Source organism: Streptomyces sp. OR43 (assembly GCF_008042275.1).
Taxonomy (GTDB): Bacteria; Actinomycetota; Actinomycetes; order Streptomycetales; family Streptomycetaceae; genus Streptomyces.
Genome location: NZ_RDBK01000043.1, coordinates 2,785,959 through 2,809,012, shown reverse-complemented (window position 1 = coordinate 2,809,012; position 23,054 = coordinate 2,785,959). Strand labels below are relative to the sequence as shown.

Genomic DNA, 23,054 nt, shown 5'->3' with positions numbered 1-23,054 from the left:
CGCCGTGCGACCGGCACCGCAGGGCCGGTGACCCACCACCCGACCGCCACCGCAGGGCCGGTGACCCACCACCCGACCGCCACCGCAGGACCGATGACTCGCCGTGCGACCGGCACCGCAGGCCAGGAGAGCCGCCACCCGGCCGGACCGAGCGGAAAGGAACCGCTCACCGGACCGGCAGGTGGTAGGCGACCCGGTAGCGGTCGGCCGGCACCACCACGTCGGCGGTCTCGACCGGGCGGCCCGACGCGTAGTACGTCCGCTCGATCACCATCACCACATGGCCCGGCACCCCGCCGAGCGCCAGGAGCTCCTCCGCCAGCCCCGGGCGCGCGCCGACCTGTTCGGCCACGTTGTCCACGACGACATCGATCGCGGCCATCCGCTCGACCACCCCGCAGCCGCCCAACGGGCCCTCCTCCGGCAGCATCACCGGCGTGCGCCCCGTGACCGCGAGGGTCTCCCAGGAGGTGGAGAGCATCATCGGCTCGCCGCCGTCCCTGAACACGTAGCGCGTACGCATCACCCGGTCGCCCGGCTCGATGCCGAGCCTCTCGGCGACCTCCGGGCTCGCGCCCTCCTGTTCACTCCGGGACTCCCAGGTCCCCCGGGCCCCCTCCGCCGTCTGCTCCTGCCGGAACGGACTGGCCCCCGCCTCCGACCGGAAGCCGGAACGGGCGATCCGGCGCGGGACCGGGCGCTCGCGCACGTAGGTTCCGGAACCGGAACGGCCCTCGACGAGCCCCTCGGCCATCAGCACCTTGCGCGCCTCCAGCGCGACCGTGTCCGAGACCCCGTACTCCTCGCGGATACGCGCCTGTGACGGCAGGCGCGTATGCGGCGGCAGCGAACCGTTGGCGATCTTCTCTCTCAGATCGCTCGCAACACGCAGATAGGCGGGCTGCTCACCGAAAGTCACAGGCCACTCCCCAAGAGGTTGACAGACTGCAACAGCGTCGCAACCGTCGGTTCCAGACCGCAAGCACAGGCCAGAGTTTCACTCGAAGTGATGATTCGCCGTCGGCGTGCGCATATCGCGCCCGGGTCACCACGCGCCTTCGGCCGTTCCGGTACGTCCCACCCCTTGACCGTATTTGGTCCAGACCAATAGTTTCCTCTCCACACAGCACGGTCACGCACCTCCCCCCGCACATGCCTCGCCACGCGCATGCCTCCGCGTACGCGCCTGCCTGGCATGCGCACATGCCTCCGCACACGCACAGGAACGGGCCTCATGCGTCGAAGAACCTTGTCCGGACTGGCCATTGCCGCCTGCGCCTTCTCGCTGGCAGCCACCCTCGCCCCCGCCGCCGGCGCCACCACTGGCCACGGCGACGAGCACCGCGGAAAGGGCGGCCACCACAGTTCCGCGCCCGCGTACAAACGCGTCGGCTACTTCACCCAGTGGGGTGTCTACGGGCGCGACTTCCAGGTCAAGGACCTGGAGACCAGCGGCACGGCGGCCAAACTCACCCACATCAACTACTCGTTCGGCAACGTGAGCGCCGACGGGAAGTGCTTCACGGGCAACGTCCCCGGCGAGGCCGACGCCTGGGCCGACTACGTACGCCCGCTGGACGCGGCTGGCTCGGTGGACGGCGTCGCCGACACCGACGACCAGGCCCTCGCGGGCAACTTCAACCAGCTGCGCGAGCTCAAGGCCAAGCACCCCGGCCTCAAGGTGATGATCTCGCTCGGCGGCTGGAGCTGGTCCACGCACTTCTCGGACGCGGCCCGCACGCCCGCCTCCCGCAAGGCCTTCGTCTCCTCGTGCATCGACCTGTACATCAAGGGCAATCTGCCGGTGGACGGGGCGCGCGGCGGCGAGGGCGCGGCAGCCGGCCTCTTCGACGGCGTGGACCTCGACTGGGAATGGCCGGGATCCGCCGGTGACACCGACACGGTGTACCGGCCCGAGGACAAGCGGAACTTCACGGCGCTGGTCCATGAGTTCCGTACCCAGCTCGACGCGTACGCGAAGAGCGCCGCTGCGCGCAAGGGCGGCCACCACGGGGCGAAGCCCAAGCACTACGACCTCTCGGCGTTCGTACCCACGTCCCCCGAGAAGATCGACGCCGGCTTCGACGTCCCGCGCATCATGCGGGACTTCGACTTCGTGAACCTCCAGGGCTACGACTTCCACGTCTCGGGCGAGAAGACCACCGCGCAGCAGTCCGCGCTGTACGCGAAGGGCGACTTCAGCGTCGACCAGACCGTGCGCGACTGGCTGAAGCGCGGCGCCCCGGCCCGCAAGCTCGTGATGGGGATGCCGTTCTACGGCCAGGGCTGGACCGGTGTGACCGGCGGCGGCGACGGCCTCGGACAGCCCGCGGCGGCCCCGGCCCCCGCTACCTGGGCGGCCGGCTACGAGGACTACAAGGCCCTCAAGAAGCTGGCCGAATCCGGTACGTACAAGGTCCACCGCAACGTCCGTGACGGCAGCGCCTGGCTGTTCGACGGCACCACGCTGTGGACGTACGACGACCCGCAGGTCCTGCGCGGCAAGACCGCGTACATCCGCGACCACCGGCTCGGCGGCGCGATGTTCTGGTCGCTCGACGGGGACACGGAGGACGGCGAGCTGATGGCCGCCGTCGACCGCGGACTCTCCCGGCGGTAGGAACGGCCCTTCCGGAACGGCCCCTTCGGAGGGGCCGTTTCGAAACGGCCCCTCCGGGGCGGCCGCGACCCCGCGGCCGCCCCGGACTCCGTTCCGCCATCCCCGCCGCCCGGCTGGCATGCTGGCCGCCATGACCACCACGTACCGCTGCCCGCAGGACGGCACCCGTGCCGACGTCACCTCGCTCACCTGGTGCTGCCCGGTCTGCCGCGGCCCGTGGGACCTGGACTTCGAGAGCGCGGGCCCGCTGCGCGCCGGCGAACTGCCCGGCCGGGTCAACTCCCTGTGGCGGTACGAGGAGGTCCTGCCGCTCTCCTCCCCCACGACCACCCTCGGCGAGGGCCGCACCCCGCTGGTGCCGCTCACCGGCACGGTCTCGGCCAAGCTCGACTTCCTGATGCCGACGCTCTCCTTCAAGGACCGCGGCGCGGTCATGCTCGCCGAACTGGCCCGCCGCCTCGCCCCCGAGCGCGTCGTCGCGGACAGCAGCGGCAACGCGGGCACGGCCGTCGCCGCCTACTGCGCCCGCGCCGCACTGCCCTGCACGGTGTACGTCCCCGCGGGCACGTCCCCGAAGAAGACCGAGCAGATCCGGGCGCACGGCGCGCGGCTGGAAGTCGTCCCCGGGGACCGTGAGGCGACCGCGCGGGCGGCCCGCGCCGCCGCCGACGCACCCGGCACCTTCTACGCCTCGCACGTCTTCAACCCGTACTTCCTGCACGGCACGAAGACCTACGTGTACGAGCTCTGGGAGGACCTCGGCGGCCGGCTCCCGGACGCCATCGCCGTCCCGGTCGGCAACGGCACCCTCCTCCTCGGCGCGGCCCTGGCCACCGCGGAACTCCTCGCCCAGGGCCTGATCGACACCCGCCCCGCGCTGATCGCCGTCCAGGCCGAGAAGGTGTCCCCATTGGCCGCCGCTTTCCACGCCGGGGCGGACGACCTCCCGGGCGCCCCGGCCGGGATCACCGCCTCCCCCACCCTTGCCGAGGGCATCGCCATTCCGCGCCCGCCGCGTGCCCGGGCGATCCTGGCGGCGGTGCGGGAGTCGGGCGGCACCTTCCTGACGGTGACCGAGGATCGGATCCGCACCGCCCAGCTGGATCTGGCCGCCCGCGGCTTCTACGTGGAGACGACCGGCGTGGCCTGCTGGGCGGCGGTGGGCGGCTGGACGGACCGCAGCGTCGTCGTACCGCTGTGCGGCGCGGGGCTGAAGACGGGGCTCGCGGCCTGAGCGTGCGCGCCCCCGCGTCAGCCGTTCACCCGCGCGCCGTGCCCCGCCGCACCGCACCCGCTTCCCTACGTTCGTACCGTGAGCCTTTCGCGTACTTCTCTCCTCACGTCCCTCGTCGCATGCGCCCTGATCGCACCCCTGCCGCCCGGCGCGTCCGCCGCAGGCCGGCCCTCATCCACCCCGCCGGCCGTGGCCTGCGGCCGGGACACGGACCCCGCCTGGGCCCCGACGTCCACGACGTACGGTGAGGCCGGGGGCTACGACCCCTACGTCGGCAACGGCTATCTGGGGCACCGCGTGCCCGCCGCGGGCGCCGGGTACGCCGAGCGCGAGGAGAAGACCGGCTGGCCCCTGTTCACCCCGCGCTACGACGGGGCGTTCGTCTCCGGGCTGTTCGGCCGCGAGGAGGATCTGGCGGCGGGCCGCGAGGTGGCCGCCGCGCTGCCGAGCTGGACGAACCTGGATGTGCGCGTGAGCGGGGAGACGTTCGGCTCCGCCACCCCGGCCGGACGCGTCTCCCGCTACCGCCAGACGGTGTTCCTGCGGTGCGGGCTGGTGCGCACATCGCTGCGCTGGACCACGGCCGACGGGCGCGCGACCGACCTGACGTACGAGGTACTGGCCGACCGCTCCGACGTGCACACCGGCGCCGTGCGGCTGCGGATGACCCCGCGCTGGACCGGCACCGCGACGGTCACCGGCCGGCTCGACCCGCGCGGGGCGCGCCGGCTCGACCTGGAGGACGACGGGACGTTCCGCACCCGGGGCACGGGGACGGTGGGCGCGATCGCGCAGACACTGCGCCCGGCGGGCGTGAACGGACAGGTCTCCCGGGTGACCGCGGGGCGCACGTACACCTACCTGAAGTACGTGGGCGTGGACACCGCGCTGACCTCGCGCGCCCCGCGCACCACCGCCCGCGAGGCGTCCCGGGACGCGGCGCGGCGCGGCTGGTCCGCCGTGCTCGCCGAGAACGCCGCCGTCTGGCGACGCGACTGGTCCGCCGACGTGTCCGTGCCGGGCAGCCCCGATCTGCAGAAGTGGCTGCGCTCGGCCCAGTACGGACTCCTCGCCTCCACCCGTACCGGCTCCCGCGACAGCATCGCCCCGGCCGGGCTGACCAGTGACAACTACGCGGGCATGGTGTTCTGGGACGCGGAGACCTGGATGTATCCGGGGCTGCTCGCCACGCGCCCCGAACTGGCCCGTTCGGTGGTCGAGTACCGCTACCGGACGCGCGGCGAAGCCCGTACGAACGCCGAGAAGCTGGGCTACGAGGGTCTGTTCTACCCGTGGACGAGCGCGAGCAAGGGCAACCTCTGGTCCGAGTGCCAGAGCTGGAACCCGCCGCACTGCGTGACTCAGAACCATCTCCAGGGCGATGTGTCCCTGGCCGTCTGGCAGTACTACCTGGCCACCGGCGACCGCGACTGGCTGGCCGGCCACGGCTGGCAACTGCTTCGGGGCATCGCCGAATTCTGGGCCTCGCGCGCCACCGCGAACGACGACGGCAGCTACTCGGTGAAGGAGGTCGCGGGCCCGGACGAGTACAGCAACGGCGTCACGGACGGGGTGTTCACCAACGCCGTCGCGGCCACCGCGCTGCGCAACGCCACCCGCGCGGCGCGGCTCCTCGGGCACCCGGCCCCGGAGAAGTGGACCGAGGTCGCGGACGGCCTGCGCATCCCGTACGACCCGGAACGGAAGCTGTACCTCCAGTACGCGGGGTACGACGGCTCGACGATCAAACAGGCCGACACGGTCCTGCTGATCTATCCGCTGGAGTGGCCGATGGAGCCGGGTGCGGCGGCCTCGACGCTCGACTACTACGCGGCGCACACCGATCCGGACGGCCCGGCGATGACGGACTCGGTCCACGCGATCGACGCGGCCGCGATCGGCGAGCCGGGCTGCGCCACGTACACGTATCTCCAGCGTGCGGTACGGCCGTTCATGCGCGGCCCGTACGCACTCTTCAGTGAGGCGCGGGGCGAGAAGGCGGGTGCGCAGGACCCGCTGTCCGGCTTCCCCGCCGAGGATTTCCTCACCGGTAAGGGCGGCTTCCTCCAGGTGTTCACCCACGGCCTGACGGGTCTGCGGCTGCGGGAGGACGGGGTGCGCCTGGACCCGATGCTGCCGCCGCAGCTGAGCGACGGCGTGAAGCTGACGGGCCTGCGCTACCGGGGGCGTACGTACGACATCGCGGTCGGCCCCCGGACGACCGAGGTCCGGCTCACCTCGGGCGCTCCGTTCACCCTCCACACCCCGTCCGGCGCCCGCACCCTGTCGGGCTCTCTCACGCTCCCCACGCGCCGCCCGGACCTGGCCCCGACCACCGACGCGGCCCGTTGCCGGCCGGCGACGGCGACCTCCGAGACGCCCGGCCTGTACGCGGCCGCGGCGGTGGACGGCAGCACGGCGACGGCCTGGTCCCCCGACGGGCGGACGGGCACGCTGACGGTGGACCTGGGGCGGACGGCCCCGGTGACGGGCATCGCGCCCGAGTGGACGGACGTGGCCCCCGCCTCGCACCGCCTGGAGACCTCGGCCGACGGCCGGAACTGGCGGCCGTACCGGGCGGGGGCGGTGGCCCGCGAGGTGCGGGTGACGGTCCGCTCGGCGGACGCGGCCGAGCCGGCGGGCGTACGGGAACTGAGGGTCACGCAGCCTTAGCGCACGCGGGGCGGGCCCCGGCCGCCCGGCGGCGCGTCACCGGGCGGCCGAGCAGGATCCCGGCCAGGACGAGGCCGAGCCCGCAGATCTGCCGGAGGGTGAGCGGCTCTCCGGCGATCACGGTGCCGAGCAGCACTCCGGTCACCGGGTTGAGCAGCCCGACCAGGCCGACGGTCGCGGCGGGCAGATGGCGCAGGCCCGCGAACCAGGCGGCGAAGGCGAGCGCGGTCGCCACCACGGTGACGTAACCGAACCCGAGGAGGGCCGGCCCGTCGAGCGCGGGCGGGGCGCCTTCCACGACCGCGGCGAGGGGCAGCAGCAGGAGGCCGCCGGCGATCAGCTGCCAGGAGGTCGAGGCGAGGACATCGGTCCCGGCGCCCCAGCGCTTGGTGAGGATGTAGCCGAGGGACGACATCAGCAGGGCCGCGACCGAGGCCAGCACCCCGCGGATGTCGGCGGAGACGGTCCCGGTCAGCAGCATGAGGCACACTCCGCCGATGCCGGCGGCGGCGCCCAGCAGGGGCAGCGGCCCCGGCCGCTCGGCGAGGAGCGCCCAGGCGATCAGCATCATGGCCACCGGCGAGGCCGCCATGATCGTCGAAGCGGTGCTGGTCGGGAGCAGTTGCGCGGCGACGTACACGAGCGCGAAGAACCCGCCCATGTTCAGGACGCCGAGGACGGCCGCCTTCCACCACCAGGAGCCGCGGGGCCGTTGGCGCCGGACGGCCAGGAGCAGCAGCCCGGCGGGCAGGGCCCTGACGGCGGCGCCGTACAGCGGGGTCCCGGCGGGCAGAAAGGCGTGGGTGACGTAGTAGTTCGCACCCCAGGCCACCGGGGCGATCGCCGTGATGAGCACCCACCGCAAAGTAGCTTCCATGGAAGCCAATATACCTTCCCAGGAAGCTACAATCGAGCCCATGCCGGATTCTCCTGATTCCACCGCCACCCCTCAGCCCCTGGACCACGTGGCCCGCATCCAGGCCGAATGGGCGCGCGAGCGCCCCGACCTCGACGTGCGCCCTCAGGGCGTGATCGGCCGCCTGCACCGGCTGGCCGGACTGCTCACGGAGGAACTCTGCGTGGTGTACCGCCGGTTCGGCCTGAGCGAGGGCGAGTTCGACGTGCTGGCCGCGCTGCGCAGGGCCGGGGATCCGTTCGAGCGGGCGCCCGGCGAACTGGCCACGCACACCATGGTCACCACCGGCGCGATGACGAAGCGCATCGACCGCCTGGAACGCGCGGGCCTGGTCACCCGCCGCCGGGCGGCCGTCGACGGCCGCGCCCGCGTGGTCGCCCTCACCCCGGCCGGCCGCGATCTGATCGACCGGGCCTTCACCGAGCACATGCGCAACGAGCGCCGCCTCCTGGACACCCTGAGCGGGGACGAGGCGGCAGCGCTGGAGTCGCTGCTCACGGCATGGCTGGGACGGACGGAGCCGCCACAGGGCGACTGAGGGCTCTCGCTCCCGCTGAGGCCGAGCAGCGGCCGCCCGCCGCCCTGATCCCGTCCAGGTCCGGGGGGGGACCGCAGGGAATGAGCCCCCGTGACTCCGCGACTCACCCTGATCCCGTCCAGGCCCGGGGGGAACCGCGGGAAATCAGCCCCGTGACGACAGGGGCGCCCAGGTGTAGCGGACGCGGACGCCCTGGTCGTGCAGCCAGGCGGCCTCGCGGTGCCGGAGTTCGCTCGCGGACTCCGGGGCGATGGCGCTGGGCCAGCGGACGAGTACCGCGGTGACGTCGCCCGTCTGCGCCAGCTGCCTCACGCGCCGCCACCCTCTGCGCCGGGCCGGGTCGGGCTCACCGTACGTATCGGTGACGACCTCGGCGATCGTCAGTCCGCGTTCCCGGGCGAACGCGCGGCCTTCCTTCTGGGCGCGCTGCGTCGCTTCACCGGGCGCGCCCCGGGCGCGGTCGGCGCATACGTACAGCACGACGGGAGAGACGGTTTCCTCGTGGGGGGTCATGGGCGCCTTCCGTAAGTGGATCGAAGAGGAGGGGTTCCGCCGCGTGAGGGGACGCGGCGGGCTCGACTCAGCCCGGACGGACGTGCGTTCGGCTCGTACCGGGCATGCGGAGCGACTGCCGCCCGCTCCGGGCCGGATCCTGCGTCATTGCTGTGACTTGACCGCTCACCCACCCACTATGCGCGTGACAACAGTCACGCTGCAACCGACTCCCTGATAATTTCAGGAGCACGGCTATCAGCCTGGCGTCAACATCAAATGGCTGTAAGAATGGCCTTGTTGACGGTTTCTCAGGAGGTTGGGCGTGAGTGATGCCCGTTCCGGCACCAGTGCGCCGACAGTCCTGCGCATGATCCTCGGCCGTCGGCTGCAGGACATGCGGCTCGGCGCCGGCGCCTCGCTGGAGGACGCGGCAAAGGCACTGCGCGTGACGACCCTGACGATCCGCCGGCTGGAGAAGGCCGAGGTCGCGCTGAAGCCGCTCTACGCGGAGAAGCTCCTGGAGACCTTCGGCGCGGACCGCCAGGAGATCGACGAGTTCGTCGACCTGGCCGAACAGGCCAACAAGCCCGGCTGGTGGCACTCCTACCGCGACGCCGTCCCCAGCTGGTTCACCGCCTACGTCAGCCTGGAGTCCGGCGCCAAGACCCTCCGTACGTACGAACCCCAGTACGTCACCGGCCTTCTGCAGACCCCCGCCTACGCACACGCGGTGCTGCGCGGCGGCCTGCCGAACGGCAGCGAGGAGGAGCTCGCCCGCCGTGTGGAGCTGCGGCTGCACCGCCAGAAGCTACTGGAGGGCGAGGACGCGCCCACGCTGTGGGTGGTGATGGAGGAAGCCGTCCTGCACCGGGTGGTGGGTGGCGCGCACGTGATGCGGGAGCAGCTGGAACGGCTCCTGGAGGTCTCCGAGCTCGCCCACGTCAGCATCGACATCGTGCCGTTCGCCGCTGGGGCGCATTTCGGAGCGTGCGCCCCGTTCACCTACTTCCGCTTCGAGGAACCCGAACTGCCCGACGTCGTCTACAGCGAACTCCTGTCCGCCTCCGTCTATCTGGACCAGCGGGCGGACGTCGTCTCCCATCTCGAAGCACATTCCCGTATGGCGCTGATGACGTCGTCCGAGGACAGCAGGGCGCTCTTGAACCGCATGCGCAAGGAGTACTCATGACGATCACCGACGAGGGCGTCTACAACGGCATGCCGGCCCGCAATCTCGGGGAACAGGGCTGGGAGCGGCCCTGGAGCGGGCCGAACGGGGGCCAGTGCGTCGAGACGAAGCAACTCGCCGACGGCCGCGTGGCCGTACGCCAGTCCACCGACCCGGCCGGGCCGGCGCTGATCTACACACCGGAGGAGATCGCCGCGTTCGTCCGCGGGGTCAAGGAGGGCCTGGCGGATCACCTGGCCGCCGGGTGAACCGGCAGCGGGCGTGAGGGACGACCGCACCGGGTCCCGTCCCCGGCCATACGGGCCGACATACATACGTACGAAGGGGAGAACATGAGCACCAGGCAGGCCGGCCAGGACCTCGACACGAGCAAGGCGCACTCGGCCCGGATGTACGACTACTTCCTCGGCGGCAAGGACCACTTCGAGATCGACAAGGAGGCGGCGCTGGTCGCCGCCCAGGCCCACCCCGGCATCTACATCACCGCGCGCGAGAACCGGGCGTTCATGCACCGGGCCACCCGCGTCCTGGCGCAGGAGCACGGGATCCGCCAGTGGCTCGACATCGGCACGGGCATCCCGACCGAGCCCAACCTGCACCAGGTCGCCCAGTCCGTCGCGCGCGACGCCCACGTCGTGTACGCGGACAACGACCCGCTCGTCCTCAAGTACGCCGAACGCCTCATGCGCAGCACGACTCAGGGCCGTACGGCCTACGTCCAGGCCGACGTCACCGACCCCGACGCGCTGATGAGCGCGGTGGAGGACTCGGGCGTCCTGGACTTCGACCAGCCCATCGCCCTCTCCCTCAACGCGCTCATGCACTTCATCACGGACCCGCACGACCCGTACGCCATCGTCCACCGGCTCCTCGACCCGCTCCCGGCGGGCAGCGCCCTCGCGATGAACCACTGCACGCCCGACTTCGACCCGGTCACCTGGAACAAGGTCGCGGAGGTCTACACGAAGTCCGGGTCGCCGGTGCAGTTCCGTTCGCACAGCGACGTCCGCCGCTTCTTCGACGGACTCGACCTGGTCGAACCGGGCATCTGCTGCTGCCACCGCTGGCGCTCCGACGCCCCGGCCCCGGGCGAGCCCGAGATCGAGGACGCCCAGATCAGCCTGCTGGCGGGCGTGGGCATCAAGCGATAGCCGGAGCGGGGCGGCCGGCCCGCACGGGGGCACCGGGCCCGTGGCGCACGCGACCGTGACGAACCCGCCGAGGGCGGCACAGTCCGGCTCGAAGAGGATGAACGGGCCACGTGCGTCCCCAGACGTATACAAGCACCGTGGGCGGCCGGGCCGTACGTACCGCCCGGTGCCGCGCGCGCCGGCCGGCGTACGAGGACGCACGGCACGCTTCCCCTCGCATCGGGCCTGCTGACGGGCCGGGCGCGGCACGGACCCGTTGGCACGTACGGCCGCTGGAGTACTCAACTCCGTTTGTGTGTACAGAGGTTGCATTGACGTGACGCCTGAGCTGTTCATAACATCGCAACACCTGAAGCCGTGAATGACTGGATCTCGCCGGTGGCGAGACCGGTTGACAGCCGTGGCACCTCCCCATGCCGCCGCGTTGCTTCGCACCCCCACATGCTCCGCACGTCGCCATTGACCTGAAGCAACCGCACACCACGCCGCTCGGCGTGCGCGCCGAGGGAGCCGGATGAGTACCCGAACCGCCCCGTCGAACCTGACACATGGCCAGAAACGTCTGTGGTTTCTGCACCAGATGGACCCCGACGACGCCTCGTACAACATTCCGCTCGTCCTGCGGCTGACCGGAGAACTGTCCCCGGCCTCTCTGCGCGCCGCCTTCGAGGCGTTGGTGGCGCGGCACGAGGCGCTGCGGAGCCGGTTCCCCGCCGAGGACGGCAACCCGGCCGCATCGGTGGCGGAACCGGGCCCGGTCGACGTGGAGTTCCGCGACCTGCGCGGCGACGGCGACCGGCTGGAGACGCTGATCGCCGACCGTACCAACCGTGCCTTCGACCTCGCCCGGGGGCCGCTGCTGCGCGTCTCCCTCTTCCGTACGGGTGACACCGAGCACGTCCTGTGCCTGGTCCTGCACCACATCGTCGCCGACGGCTGGTCGCTCAACGTCCTGCGCGACGAACTCGCGGCCCACTACACCGCCCATCTGCGGGGCGAGGACGCCGGCCTGCCCGCCCCGCCCGCGCACCCGGCCGGGCAGGAAGGGGAAGCGGACGAGGCACAGGCGCGCGAATCCCTCGCCTACTGGGTCCCGGCAGGAGCGGACCGGTGAGCCCCGGCGTGCCCCCCGGCTCCCTCATCGCATTGCTGGAGCACCGCGCCGCCCTCCACCCGGACCGCGTCGCGCTGCTCAACGGGCCGCGCCACCTGGACTTCGGCACCTGGCGCCACCGTGCCACCGCCCTCGCCCACGGCCTGCTCGCCCGCGGCCTGCGCCCCGGCGATCCGGTGGGGCTGCGCTACGGGAGTACGGAGTGGACCGATTACGCGGTCGCCTACTGCGGGGTGCAGTGGGCGGGCGGCATCGCCGTACCCCTGTCCGACCGGCTGGCCCCCGCCGCCGCGGCGCACATCCTGGCGGACAGCCGGGCGGTCGGCGTCCTGCACGGGGAGGGCGGGCCGCCGCCGCGGTTGCCCGCAGAGGTGTGGCAGGTCTCCGGCGAAGACCTCGAAACCGGGTCCGGCGCCGGCCTTCGGCTGCCCGACCCGTCCGCACCCGCGCAGTACCTCTACACCTCGGGTACCACGGGCCTGCCCAAGGGCGTGCGGGCCGCCCATGCCAACCTCGCCCACGGCTGCACCCTCGACGAACGCCGCAGGCCCCTGCGCCACTCGCGCACCTTCCTGCACAGCTTCCCGATCGGCACCAACGCCGGACAGACCATGCTCGTGAACTGCCTGGACGCGGCGGCCACCGGCGTCGCCGCCCCGCAGTTCACCCCGCTGCGCTTCGCCCGGCTGATCGAGGAGCACGCCGTGGGCAGCGTGTTCCTGGTGCCCGCCACCGCCATCGAACTGCTCGCTTCCACCGCCGTCGCCCGCTGCGACCTCAGCACGGTCAAGCTGGTGGGATCGACCGCGGCGGCGCTCCCGCAGGCGGTCGCCCTACGGCTGTCGCAGGTGTTCTCCGGCGCCCAGATCGTCAACTACTACACCTCGACCGAGGCCGCGCCCGCCCAGATCACCCTGCTCTACGACCCCGACCGCCCCGACTCGCCCGGCCGGCCCGCCTCACTGGGCCAGTTGCGCGTCACCGGCCCGGACGGGCGCCCGGCCGCCACCGGTGAACCCGGCGAGATCTGGCTGCGCTCACCCACCGCGCCCCGCTCCTACCTGGGCGCCCCCGACGCGGACGCCGAGGTCTTCCGCGGCAGCTGGGTGCGTATGGGGGACATCGGGCGGCTCGACGAGGACGGCTATCTCCACCTGCTCGACCGGGAGCGCGACGTCATCAAGTCCGGCGCCCACAAGGTGTCCACGATCCAGGTCGAGAACGCGCTGCACACCCATCCGGACATCGCCGACGCCGCCGCCTTCGGCATACCGCACCCGGTGCTGGGCAGCGTGGTGGCCGCCGTCGTCGTGCCCCGGCGCGYCGAGCCGGACCTCACCCGGCTGCGGGCCTTCCTGCTCGACCGGCTCGCCGCGCACGAGCTGCCGGCCCGCATCCTCTTCCGCGCCACCTTGCCTCGCAACGAAGGCGGCAAGGTCCTCAAACGTGAACTGCACCGGCTCCTGGACGACGAGGCGACCTCATGACCCCTTCCGCAACCCCCGCCGTACCGGCCCCACTTGACCCGGCCCAGCACGGTCCGGCCCAGCACGGTCCGGCCCCACTCGACCCGGCCCAGCACGGTCCGGCCCCACTCGACCCGGCCCAGCACGGTCCGGCCCCACTCGACCCGGCCCAGCACGGTCCGGTCCCACTCGACCCGGCCCAGCACGGTCCGGCCCCACTCGACCCGGCCCAGCACGGTCCGGTCCCACTCGATCCGGCCCAGCACGGTCCGGTCCCACTCGATCCGGCCCAGCACGGGCTCTGGGTCACCGAGCAGACCCTCGACGCCGGCTCGGCTTACCACCTCAGCGTCGCCCTGCATCTCCAAGGACCACTGGACACGGTGGCCCTGGCGGCGGCCTGGGCCCGCTGTGTGCGGGACGCCCCGCTGCTCGCCGCCCGGATCGACCCGTCGGGGCCCGCCCTGGTCCCGGGTGAGGTGCCGCCGCTGCGGATGGTCACCGCCGCCCCGGACGACCTCGGCAAGCTCCGTGTCGAGGAGACCGCCGCCCGGTTCGGCCCGGGCGGCCCCCTGGTCCGCGCCACGCTCCTCACCACCGCCCCGGACCGGCACCTGCTGCTCGTGGTCGCCCACCACCTCGTCTTCGACGGCGAGTCCAAGGACATCCTCGTCTCCGGGCTGGGCCGCTCCTATCGGGCGGCGACGGGTCAGGACAAAGGACCCGCTCCGGCCGGACCGCCGGCACCCGCGCCCGGCAACCCGGAGCCGGCCACGGCCGCCGTCGAGGCCGCCACCCGCTTCTGGGCCGGCCGCTGGCGTGAAAGCAGCGCTCCCGCACTCCCTGGCCTCACCGCCCACCACGGAGACCCCCTGACCCCGGCCCCCGGCAGCGCCGGCGGCTTCCGGCGCGACGGCGAGTGGCACGCGCGCCTGGTGGCCGCCGCCGCGACGCTCGGCGTCACCCGGTTCGAGTTCCTGACGGCGGCCTGGCACGCGCTGATGCTGCGTTACGGGAACACCGGACCCGCCACCGCGATCGAGCTCTCCACCCGCGCACCCGGCGCGCCGCGGCAGGCCGGCCTGCACGTCAACGAACTGCCCCTGTTCACCCACCCACGGCCGGAGCCCTCCTTCGCGGAATTCGCCCTCGAGGTAAGGGCCGAACTGCGTGCCCTCTACCACCACCGCGCCGTCCCGCTCAGCCGCGCGGTGCGCGGACTCACCCCGCGCACCGCACTGTGCCCGCTCTCCCTCAGCTACCGCCGCCGCGACGACTCCCGGCCCGTCGACTTCGGCCCCCGACTCGCCGTGCGCACCGAATGGACCGGCTTCGCCCACACCGCCCGCAACCTCGCCCACCTCCAGCTCATCGACGCCCCCGACAGCCTCGAAGGCAGCCTCCAGTACCGCACCGAGGCCTTCGAGCCCGACGCGCCCGCCCGCGTCCTGGACCACTTCCTCACCCTGCTCGACGAGGCCATGGCCGCCCCGGACACCGCCCTGGGCCGCCTGCCGGTCCTGCCACCCCGGGAACGCGCCACCCTGCTGGCCGACACCACCCACGCCCCGGGCAACGCCCGCACTACCCTGCCCGCACTGTTCGCCGCCCAGGCCGCCGCCACCCCCGAGACCGTCGCCGTCATCGAGGGCGACACCACCCTCACCTACGCGGAACTCGACGCGGCCGTGCGCCGCCGCGCCCACCGGCTCCGCGAGCGGGGGGCCGGTCCCGGAACCCTGGTCGGCATCGCTCTGCCCCGTTCAGCCGCCCAACTCGTCGCCGTACTGGGCACGCTCACCGCCGGCGCCGCCTACCTTCCGCTCGACCCCGACCATCCCGCGGAGCGCCTGGCGTTCATCCGCGCCGATGCCGGGCTCACCCTGGAGACCGCCACCGACCCGGGGCCCGAGGACCGGGACCGGCTGCCCGACGCCCCGCCGGCGCCGGCGCCGCCCGCCCTCACCGACCCCGCCTATGTGCTGTACACGTCCGGCTCCACCGGTGTGCCCAAGGGCGTCGAGGTGTCACACGCCGCCCTCAGCAACCTCCTCGCGGCCCTCCGGGACACCACCGGCACCCGGACCGGCAGCCGCTGGCTCGGGCTCACCTCCCTCTCCTTCGACATCTCCACCGTCGAACTCTTCCTCCCCCTGGTCACGGGAGGCACCGTCGTCCTCGTCCCCGAGGGCCGCCACCGGGACGGCTCGGTCCTGACCTCACTCGTCGAACGGCACCGCCTCACTCACGTACAGGCGACGCCGAGTGGCTGGCGCACCATGCTCGCCGCGGGACTCCACGCGCCCGACGTCGTCGCCCTGACCGGAGGAGAGGCCCTGCCCGACGCCCTCGCCCGGGAACTGCGCACCGCCGTCGGCAGTCTGACCAACGTGTACGGGCCGACCGAGACGACGGTCTGGTCGACCGCCGCCGAGCTCGGGCCCGAGGACACCGTCACCATCGGCCGCCCGCTGGCCAACACCCGCACCTACGTGCTGGACGCGCTCCTCCAGCCGCTGCCGCTCGGACTGACCGGGGAGCTGTACATCGGGGGCGACGGGGTCGCCCACGGGTACCGGGGCCGTCCCGGACTCACCGCCTCCCGGTTCGTCCCGGACCCCTTCGGCCCGCCCGGTGCCCGCCTGTACCGCACGGGCGACCTCGCCCGGCTCACCGCCGACGGCCGGATCGTCTTCGCCGGCCGGTCCGACACCCAGGTGAAGGTGCGCGGTCACCGCATCGAACTCGGCGAGATCGACACGGCCCTCGGCGGCCATCCGCAGGTCGTGCAGGCGACGACGGTGCTGCGGGAGGCCCCGGACGGCGAGCCGGGCCGGCTGGTGGCCTACGTGGTCGCCGCCTCCGACCGCGTACCGCCCACGTCCGAGGCACTGCGTGACCACCTGGCCCGGACCCTGCCCGCCGCGGCCCTGCCCGAGGCGTACGTGACACTCGACGCGATGCCCCTGACCCCCAACGGCAAGCTCGACCGCGCCGCCCTGCCCGAACCGCCGCGCCCGAGCCCCGCTCCTGCCGGACCGCGCCCCGCCGAAACCGGCGACCGGGGCGTCACCGCGACCGTCCTGGCCATCTGGCGTGAGGTGCTCGACCTCGACGACCTCGGCCCCGACGAGGACCTGTTCGACCTCGGCGGCCACTCGCTCACGATCACCTCCATCGCGGGCCGCATCCGCAAGGAGTACGGGGTCTCCGTCCCCTTCGACGCCTTCTTCGACACCCCCACCGTCCACGGCGTCGCCGCCTGCGTCGCCGAACTCATCGAGGAGAACCAGTGAACGCACCCGCGAGCCGCTACCTGGTAGCGGTCAACGACGAGGAACAGCACGCCCTGTGGCCCGCGGGCACCCCGTTGCCCGCAGGCTGGCGGCCGGAGGGTTTCGTCGGCACGGAAGACGAGTGCATGTCCCATGTCGACCAGGTGTGGCCCGACATCAGGCCCCTCAGTCTGCGCCGCAGACTGGCCGGGGAGGAGGGCAGTTGAGCACCGCACAGGACCCGGCCACCCGAGCCCGCGCACGGCTGGCCGGGCTGATCAGCGACGCCATGGACGGGCAGATCTCCGCAGCCGAGATCCTCACCGCCCGGGGCACCCTCACCGAACTGGGCGTCACCTCCCTGGCCCTGCTCCGGCTCGCCGACATCCTGGAGGAGGAGTACGGCCTCGAACTCGACCTCGCGGACCCGGAGTTCTACCGGCAGAGCGTCGACAGCCTGGCGGTCCGGCTGAGCGGCGACGGAGACCGGGAATCCCATGAGTGACCTGGCCACGGCCCGTATCGTGCACGTGCCCTTCGCGGGGGACGGAGCGGGCACCGAACCTCTCACCTGGGGCCAGAGGGCGATCTGGAACGCGGTCCTGCGTACCGCGCCGAACGACATCTACTTCAACATCGGGCGCCTCCTTCCGCTCGGGGAGCGCGGTCGGGTGACGGACCTGCCCCGCCTCACCACCGCGCTGGCCGCTCTGCTGGAACGTCACGAGGCCTTGCGCACCAGGCTGTGCGGCATCGAGGACGGCGACCCCCGCCAGTCGCTCGCGGCCTCCGGCACCCTGCCGGTCACCGTGGTGGAGGAGGCCGACCCCGAACGGACGGAGGCCACCGCACGCGCCCTGCTCAACGAGTTGACGGCCACCCGCTTCGACTACGGGGCGGAGTGGCCGCTGCGCGTCGGCGCCGTCTGCCACCAGGGGCAGGTGACGCATGTCGCGCTGGTGCTCTGCCATCTGGCGGCCGACGGCCACGCCGCCGAACAGGTGGTACGTGACCTGCGGCTGCTGGTGGGACGGGGATCGGCCGGGCGGGCCCCGCGCACCACACCCCTCGACCTGGCCCGCGACCAGCACGGACCGGCCGGTGTCCGCCGCAGTGAGCGGGCCCTCGCCCACTGGGAGGGCTTCTACCGGACCATGCCGCCCACGATGTTCCCGCGGCAGGCCGCCCCACCCCGCACGCCCCGCTTCTGGAGCGGCCGGCTGGTCTCCGAGGCGCTGATGAAGGCGACCGACGTCCTGGCGACCGCGCACCGGATCAGTGGATCGACGGTCCTGATGACCGCCCTGGCCGCCCTGGTCGCCGCCGAGGGCGGACACACGGCGGCGGCGATGATGCCCATCGTGGCCAACCGCGCGTCCGAGGACCGGCGGGACCTGGTGGCGATGCTCTCCCAGGACGCGCCGTTCCTGCTCGACACGACCGGCGCCGAACGCTTCACGGACCTGCTTCCGGCGGCATGGCGCGCGGCCATGGCGGGCTACCGGGCGGCGTCCTACGACCCGGTCGCCTGGGAGGCCCTGCGTGAACGGATCGGCCGGGAGCGCGGCACACCGGTGCACCCGTACTGCTGCTACAACGACCAGCGGTTCTTCGTACGCCCCCCGGACGAAGGACCGCCGCCGGACCCCGCGGAACTGCGCGCGGCACGAGCCCGTACGGAGTTCGGCTTCCCCGCCACCGAGGACAAGCTGGGATGCCGGTACTGCGTCCACGTCACCGAGGAGCGGGGCCTCCTCGCCGTCATGCTCACCGCCGACACGGCCTACCTGCCGCCGCCCAGAATCAGGGCACACCTGTGGGCGCTGGAGGAAATGGTCGTCGCCTCGGCGTGCGGCGAGGCCCCGGCACTGACCGCCCTGCCCGCACTGCTGGAGCGCGGCGAGACTGCTGCCTGACGGACCGGCACCTGGTCCCGGCCTGCCCCGAACCGGTGACCAGGCGCACGGCCGGTCGGACAGACAGCCCGCCTCTGGGTGAGGAGAGCGGTTCTCGTTTCGGGCGCCGTCGACCTCGTGGCCCGGACCTCACTGAGTCGCTACGGTCCAACCCTGACCGCACTGCCCGACTGGATGCGTCCGCCCCGCGCGGCAGGCTGGTTCGCGGAGGACCTGGACCGCCTCCCGGAAGCACCACGCCACACCGAGCTGATCGACGGAGCCCTCGTATCCATGATGTCCCCGCAGCGGTGGTGACACGGCCATCTCGTCACGATGCTCACCGTGGCTCTCATGGAGCAGGCACCGGCCGACGTAAGGGTCGGACGGGAGATGACCATCAGGCTCGATCAACGCAATCGGCCCGAGATCAGTCTTCCATCCCTTCTTGATCCGTTCCCGAAGCCGAGCCTCGGCGGCGACGCCACGAGCAGCGATCGGCACCCACGATCCACATGCGAATGGGCGACCTGAGCCGTCAGGCAGCAACACCGCGTCACCACTCGCATTGTTGACAACAGCATCAGTGAACCCAAGATGACGTGCACGCTCGTGCCCGAACATCAGGGAAGTTGGCCTGTCCAAGTCGGCGAATGACCTAGGACTCACCTTCCTGAGAGCTTCACTGACCAGATCGACAACGCGCGGCTCACCGCCGACAATCGCCTCGTGAACGGCCCACTCAAACCCATCTCTGCGCGATCCCTTGTCGCGGTGCAGGCCAGCGAGCTTAGCGAGCTGCCGAAACGTGACGTCCACCCGATCGCGATTGAGGTCTTCGAGATCCGCTTGCGACAACTCATCGAAGTGGGCCCTCAGAATCGATCGCGACACCGCATAGAGAGCGCGACCATACTCATCGACTGGTTCAGCCTGCCTCAGAAGGTGAAATCAGCCATTCAGCATCTCCCTATTTCTTCGCACCAGAGGTTGGACCGGAAATCGACTACACATCGAAGTGGAACTTCTGACCTGCGGAAATGCAGATTATCGAGGCACTCGCCGGCACGGCGTGCGGCGTTCCCGGTCAGTCGGCGGTGCCGGGCTCCACGACCCACTCGGCTTGCACCCCGCTCACCGAGGCGATCATGTCGAAGTCGCCGTCGTAGTGCAGGACCGTGGCCCCGTGCCGTTCTGCAGTTGCCGCGATGAGGACGTCGGCCAGCGACAGCGCTCGGTGAAAGCCAGCGTTCAGCGCCAGCGCCTGGATAGCGAGCGCCTGCTCGAACTCATCGTCGTTGCAGGGCAAGTAGTCGAAACCACGGAGCAGGGTACGCAGGCGCAGCGCCTCGGGCTTTCCACGCGCCGAGTACAGAACCTCATACTCGGTCGGGGCGCACACTGCCAGGAGTCCATCACGGTCCAGTGCATCCAGCCGCGCCCGCACTGCCGGTTTGCCCCGGCGGGCCAGCGCGGACTTGTCGATGAGGTAGCGCCCTTTCACGCCGCCGAAGCCCCGTCTTCGCGCTTAAGCGAGCCGTCCGGATTCCGCGGCCCCGTCTGCGACCGGATCTCCGCGAACACGTCATCAAACTCACCATCGTCAATGGCATCGAACAGCTCCCGGCGCAGCCGCAGCCTCACCCCCTCCTCCATGGCCGCCCGCACTGCGGCGGCCTTCGTCCTCGCCCCATACACCCGCATCGCCTGCTCGACGATCTCCTCGTCCAGATCGATCACAGTCCTGGCCATCAGTTGTCCCCTTCACAGCTCGACGCTCCAACAACGATATCAATTGAGAGTAAGAAATGACATCAAAATACTGGAGCGCGTCGAGGGTGCCTCGATCAGAGCCGGGAGCACGACCTGGACTGGTTGATCATCTTTCCGATCGGCGAGCAACCTGGACGAGACCCTGTACGAACTCCCTGGACTGGGACTCGGCGAACGAATCGACGCCATGTTGCCGGAGCGGCCACTCCGCAAGACATTGGAAGCCGGAAAGAACGAACCCGGGCACGGCAGACTGCGCTCCCCGCGACGATCCGCTCGCAGTCTCGGGAGGGCTCATCAAAGTGGAACCCGGCACCGGTGGCGCATCCGCGTCCCAGCGCAAACCCAGCACGGTACGAACGACCAGGGATGACGACAGGTGACGGGGAGTCAGGTAACTCAGCACCATCCCAGCACCGGAAAAGGCAAAGGGCCCGACTCCGAAGAGTCGAGCCCCTCCTGAACTGCATGTTTGCCAGATCAGCGACGTGGTGATGAATCACCCGCTACACGTTGAAGCGGAATGTCTGCGGTCTGATCCTGACCTGCGAAGGAGCCCCATCCAGGGCCCTGACCAGCCATTTCTCCGTTGGCTCGCGTTGGCCTGCGACGGGCGCTTACGGGTGTCCTGCGGGCTCGCTGCGGACCGGAGGGATGCCCGTCCGCAGTCTGCGCGGCCACGACCATTTGCGCCCAGAGAGTTACGACCACCGGTAGCATGGGTGCCATGAGCAGTAGCAAGAAGTACTCGATCAGCCTGCCCGAGGACCTCGCCGAAGCCGCACGCGCACACGTCGGGCCCGGCGGTTTCTCCTCCTACGTCGCCGAAGCCCTCGAACAACGGGTCGCCATGGACAAGCTCCGGGAGATCGTCGCCGACTTCGCGACCGACAATGACGAGCTCACCCGCGAGGAGGTCGAAACCGCCCGCACGCTGCTGCGCCATGACCACCGGCAGGCCGGCGGGGCCGCAGCCTGATGCCCGGCACCCTACTGCTCGACAGCGAAGGCCTTTCCAAGCTCTACCGCAAGGACCGCACCGTCATGGCCCTGATCCAAGCTGCATCGGAGGAAGGCATCCGCGTGGCCACAAGCGCCATGACCACCCTCGAGGCCGACTACGAGCGCATTCACCCCGCCCGGATCAAGTGGGTCCTCTCCCGCGTCGACGTTCACGACGTCACCAAGGAGATCACCGGTCAGGCCGCAGCCCTCCTGCGGAGCCACCGCCTCCACGGCCACAAGTACGCCATCGACGCCGCCTTCGCCGTCATCGCCCGCACCGCACCCCAGCCAGTCACCGTCCTGACCTCCGATCCCGAGGACCTGACGCTCCTATGCGGCCCCGCCGTAGAGGTCGTCAAAGTCTGAACGCCTACCGCAGCCGCACGAACCAGACCCGTCACCAACACCTCAGCGCCTCGCGGCACAGGGACTCCACGCGGACGTACACCTGCGCCCGACCCACCAACAAGCGGGCCGGGCGCATCTCTTGACTGCTCGTCAGACGTTGAAGCGGAACTCCACCACGTCCCCGTCCTGCATGACGTAGTCCTTGCCCTCCATGCGCGCCTTGCCCTTGGCGCGGGCCTCGGCGACCGAGCCCGTTTCGACCAGGTCCTCGAAGGAGATGATCTCCGCCTTGATGAAGCCCTTCTGGAAATCGGTGTGGATCACACCGGCCGCCTCGGGGGCCGTGGCGCCCTTCTTGATCGTCCAGGCGCGGGTTTCCTTCGGGCCTGCCGTCAGGTAGGTCTGCAGTCCGAGGGTGTCGAAGCCGACGCGGCCGAGGGTGGCCAGGCCGGGCTCCTCCTGACCCATGGACTGGAGGAGTTCCAGCGCCTCGTCGTCGTCGAGCTCGATCAGCTCGGACTCGATCTTGGCGTTCAGGAAGATGGCCTCGGCGGGGGCGACCAGGGCGCGCTGCTCGTTCTTGAAGTCCTCGTCGACCAGCTCGTCCTCGTCGACGTTGAAGACGTAGAGGAAGGGCTTCGTCGTCAGGAGGTGGAGCTCGTGGAGCAGGCGGCCCTTCTCCGTGCCGGCCGTGATGCCCGCGTGGAAGAGCGTGTCACCGGCTTCCAGGATCTTCTGGGCCTCCTCGACCGCGGCCAGGACGGCGACCTTCTCCTTCTGGAGGCGGGCCTCCTTCGTGAGGCGGGGGACGGCCTTCTCGACGGACTGGAGGTCGGCGAGGATCAGCTCGGTGTTGATCGTCTCGATGTCGTCCTTGGGCGAGACCTTGCCGTCGACGTGGACGACGTTCTCGTCCTTGAAGGCGCGGATGACCTGGCAGATCGCGTCCGACTCACGGATGTTCGCGAGGAATTTGTTGCCCAGGCCCTCGCCCTCGCTCGCGCCGCGCACGATGCCCGCGATGTCGACGAAGTCGACCGTCGCCGGGAGCAGCTTCTGGGAGCCGAAGATCTCCGCGAGGGTGTTCAGGCGGGGGTCGGGGACGCCGACGACGCCGACGTTCGGCTCGATCGTGGCGAACGGGTAGTTGGCCGCCAGCACGTCGTTCTTGGTCAGGGCGTTGAAAAGGGTCGACTTGCCGACATTCGGCAGACCGACGATTCCGATCGTGAGCGACACGGTGGCGACTTCCCTAGGGGGTGGACGGGCTCGAATGGACGTCGGGCCCGGGTGGGCCGATTCTCCAGTTTACGGGCGGAGGCGAAGAGCCCGGCGCCGATTCCGGTCAGCCGGGGATTGGGC

Annotated in this window: 21 protein-coding genes and 1 pseudogene; 16 read left to right on the top strand and 6 right to left on the bottom strand. The window is 71.4% G+C overall.

Features of this window, described 5'->3' with window-relative positions; all coding sequences use genetic code 11:
* Positions 1 to 166: 166 nt before the first annotated feature.
* Positions 167 to 919, bottom strand: a complete 753-nt coding sequence (locus EAO72_RS31680) for a GntR family transcriptional regulator (protein WP_148020513.1) — start codon at positions 917 to 919, stop codon at positions 167 to 169.
* 315 nt (positions 920 to 1,234) lie between these two features.
* On the opposite strand from EAO72_RS31680, the gene EAO72_RS31675 reads away from it, so the two are divergent.
* The 3 genes from EAO72_RS31675 to EAO72_RS31665 all read left to right on the top strand — a co-directional run bounded on the left by EAO72_RS31675 (position 1,235) and on the right by EAO72_RS31665 (position 6,527).
* Positions 1,235 to 2,620: a glycoside hydrolase family 18 protein gene (locus EAO72_RS31675; RefSeq protein WP_148020512.1), complete on the top strand. Its 1,386-nt coding sequence runs from the start codon at positions 1,235 to 1,237 to the stop codon at positions 2,618 to 2,620.
* Between the two features lie 118 nt (positions 2,621 to 2,738).
* Positions 2,739 to 3,854 (top strand): pyridoxal-phosphate dependent enzyme, encoded by a 1,116-nt coding sequence (locus tag EAO72_RS31670; protein WP_148020511.1) that lies wholly within the window; start codon positions 2,739 to 2,741, stop codon positions 3,852 to 3,854.
* Positions 3,855 to 3,932: 78 nt separating this feature from the next.
* Entirely contained in the window at positions 3,933 to 6,527 is a 2,595-nt protein-coding gene (locus EAO72_RS31665; protein WP_148020510.1) for a discoidin domain-containing protein, read from the top strand.
* On the opposite strand, the gene EAO72_RS31660 is transcribed toward EAO72_RS31665, so the two are convergent.
* The gene (locus EAO72_RS31660; protein WP_187285291.1) at positions 6,514 to 7,404 is read right to left on the bottom strand and encodes a DMT family transporter; all 891 of its coding nucleotides are present in this window, start codon (positions 7,402 to 7,404) and stop codon (positions 6,514 to 6,516) included. The two genes, EAO72_RS31665 and EAO72_RS31660, sit on opposite strands and share 14 nt — an antisense overlap.
* 40 nt (positions 7,405 to 7,444) lie before the next feature.
* Here EAO72_RS31660 and EAO72_RS31655 point away from each other — a divergent pair, with 40 nt between their 5' ends.
* Entirely contained in the window at positions 7,445 to 7,981 is a 537-nt protein-coding gene (locus tag EAO72_RS31655) for a MarR family winged helix-turn-helix transcriptional regulator (protein ID WP_148020509.1), read from the top strand.
* Positions 7,982 to 8,125: 144 nt separating this feature from the next.
* On the opposite strand, the gene EAO72_RS31650 is transcribed toward EAO72_RS31655, so the two are convergent.
* A complete protein-coding gene (locus tag EAO72_RS31650; RefSeq protein WP_261991689.1) occupies positions 8,126 to 8,494 on the bottom strand; it encodes a hypothetical protein in 369 nt (122 codons plus the stop codon).
* A gap of 304 nt (positions 8,495 to 8,798) precedes the next feature.
* Here EAO72_RS31650 and EAO72_RS31645 point away from each other — a divergent pair, with 304 nt between their 5' ends.
* The 10 genes and pseudogenes from EAO72_RS31645 to EAO72_RS43450 all read left to right on the top strand — a co-directional run.
* Positions 8,799 to 9,665 (top strand): helix-turn-helix domain-containing protein, encoded by an 867-nt coding sequence (locus EAO72_RS31645; protein WP_148020508.1) that lies wholly within the window; start codon positions 8,799 to 8,801, stop codon positions 9,663 to 9,665.
* Positions 9,662 to 9,913, top strand: coding sequence for a DUF397 domain-containing protein (locus EAO72_RS31640; protein ID WP_148020507.1), 252 nt, complete (start codon positions 9,662 to 9,664; stop codon positions 9,911 to 9,913). Before EAO72_RS31645 ends, EAO72_RS31640 begins: the two co-directional genes overlap by 4 nt.
* A gap of 84 nt (positions 9,914 to 9,997) precedes the next feature.
* Complete coding sequence (locus EAO72_RS31635; RefSeq protein ID WP_148020506.1) at positions 9,998 to 10,816, top strand: SAM-dependent methyltransferase; 819 nt, start codon at positions 9,998 to 10,000, stop codon at positions 10,814 to 10,816.
* A 514-nt stretch (positions 10,817 to 11,330) separates the two neighbouring features.
* Complete coding sequence (locus EAO72_RS31630) at positions 11,331 to 11,930, top strand: condensation domain-containing protein (RefSeq protein WP_148020505.1); 600 nt, start codon at positions 11,331 to 11,333, stop codon at positions 11,928 to 11,930.
* The gene (locus tag EAO72_RS31625) at positions 11,927 to 13,417 is read left to right on the top strand and encodes a class I adenylate-forming enzyme family protein (RefSeq protein WP_148020504.1); all 1,491 of its coding nucleotides are present in this window, start codon (positions 11,927 to 11,929) and stop codon (positions 13,415 to 13,417) included. Before EAO72_RS31630 ends, EAO72_RS31625 begins: the two co-directional genes overlap by 4 nt.
* Complete coding sequence (locus tag EAO72_RS31620) at positions 13,414 to 16,692, top strand: non-ribosomal peptide synthetase (RefSeq protein WP_261991688.1); 3,279 nt, start codon at positions 13,414 to 13,416, stop codon at positions 16,690 to 16,692. The genes EAO72_RS31625 and EAO72_RS31620 overlap by 4 nt, the downstream gene beginning before the upstream one ends.
* Positions 16,689 to 16,898 carry an MbtH family protein gene (locus tag EAO72_RS31615; RefSeq protein WP_148020503.1) on the top strand — a complete coding sequence of 70 codons (210 nt, stop codon included), beginning with the start codon at positions 16,689 to 16,691 and terminating at the stop codon, positions 16,896 to 16,898. The genes EAO72_RS31620 and EAO72_RS31615 overlap by 4 nt, the downstream gene beginning before the upstream one ends.
* Entirely contained in the window at positions 16,895 to 17,176 is a 282-nt protein-coding gene (locus EAO72_RS31610) for an acyl carrier protein (protein WP_148020502.1), read from the top strand. The genes EAO72_RS31615 and EAO72_RS31610 overlap by 4 nt, the downstream gene beginning before the upstream one ends.
* Positions 17,169 to 18,587: a condensation domain-containing protein gene (locus EAO72_RS31605; RefSeq protein WP_148020501.1), complete on the top strand. Its 1,419-nt coding sequence runs from the start codon at positions 17,169 to 17,171 to the stop codon at positions 18,585 to 18,587. The genes EAO72_RS31610 and EAO72_RS31605 overlap by 8 nt, the downstream gene beginning before the upstream one ends.
* A 153-nt stretch (positions 18,588 to 18,740) precedes the next feature.
* Positions 18,741 to 19,025: pseudogene (locus EAO72_RS43450) on the top strand (Uma2 family endonuclease); the annotation flags it as partial.
* Positions 19,026 to 19,653: 628 nt separating this feature from the next.
* Here the strand turns inward: EAO72_RS43450 and EAO72_RS31595 are convergent.
* Both EAO72_RS31595 and EAO72_RS31590 read right to left on the bottom strand, forming a co-directional pair.
* Positions 19,654 to 20,070, bottom strand: coding sequence for a PIN domain nuclease (locus tag EAO72_RS31595; RefSeq protein WP_148020500.1), 417 nt, complete (start codon positions 20,068 to 20,070; stop codon positions 19,654 to 19,656).
* Positions 20,067 to 20,318, bottom strand: coding sequence for a type II toxin-antitoxin system VapB family antitoxin (locus EAO72_RS31590; RefSeq protein ID WP_148020499.1), 252 nt, complete (start codon positions 20,316 to 20,318; stop codon positions 20,067 to 20,069). Before EAO72_RS31590 ends, EAO72_RS31595 begins: the two co-directional genes overlap by 4 nt.
* Before the next feature lie 748 nt (positions 20,319 to 21,066).
* On the opposite strand from EAO72_RS31590, the gene EAO72_RS31585 reads away from it, so the two are divergent.
* Both EAO72_RS31585 and EAO72_RS31580 read left to right on the top strand, forming a co-directional pair.
* Positions 21,067 to 21,318, top strand: a complete 252-nt coding sequence (locus tag EAO72_RS31585) for a hypothetical protein (RefSeq protein WP_148020498.1) — start codon at positions 21,067 to 21,069, stop codon at positions 21,316 to 21,318.
* Positions 21,318 to 21,710, top strand: a complete 393-nt coding sequence (locus EAO72_RS31580; RefSeq protein ID WP_148020497.1) for a cupin domain-containing protein — start codon at positions 21,318 to 21,320, stop codon at positions 21,708 to 21,710. The genes EAO72_RS31585 and EAO72_RS31580 overlap by 1 nt, the downstream gene beginning before the upstream one ends.
* 132 nt (positions 21,711 to 21,842) lie before the next feature.
* Here EAO72_RS31580 and ychF read toward each other — a convergent pair whose 3' ends face one another.
* Positions 21,843 to 22,931 (bottom strand): redox-regulated ATPase YchF, encoded by a 1,089-nt coding sequence (gene ychF / locus EAO72_RS31575; protein WP_148020496.1) that lies wholly within the window; start codon positions 22,929 to 22,931, stop codon positions 21,843 to 21,845.
* Between the last annotated feature and the right edge of the window lie 123 nt (positions 22,932 to 23,054).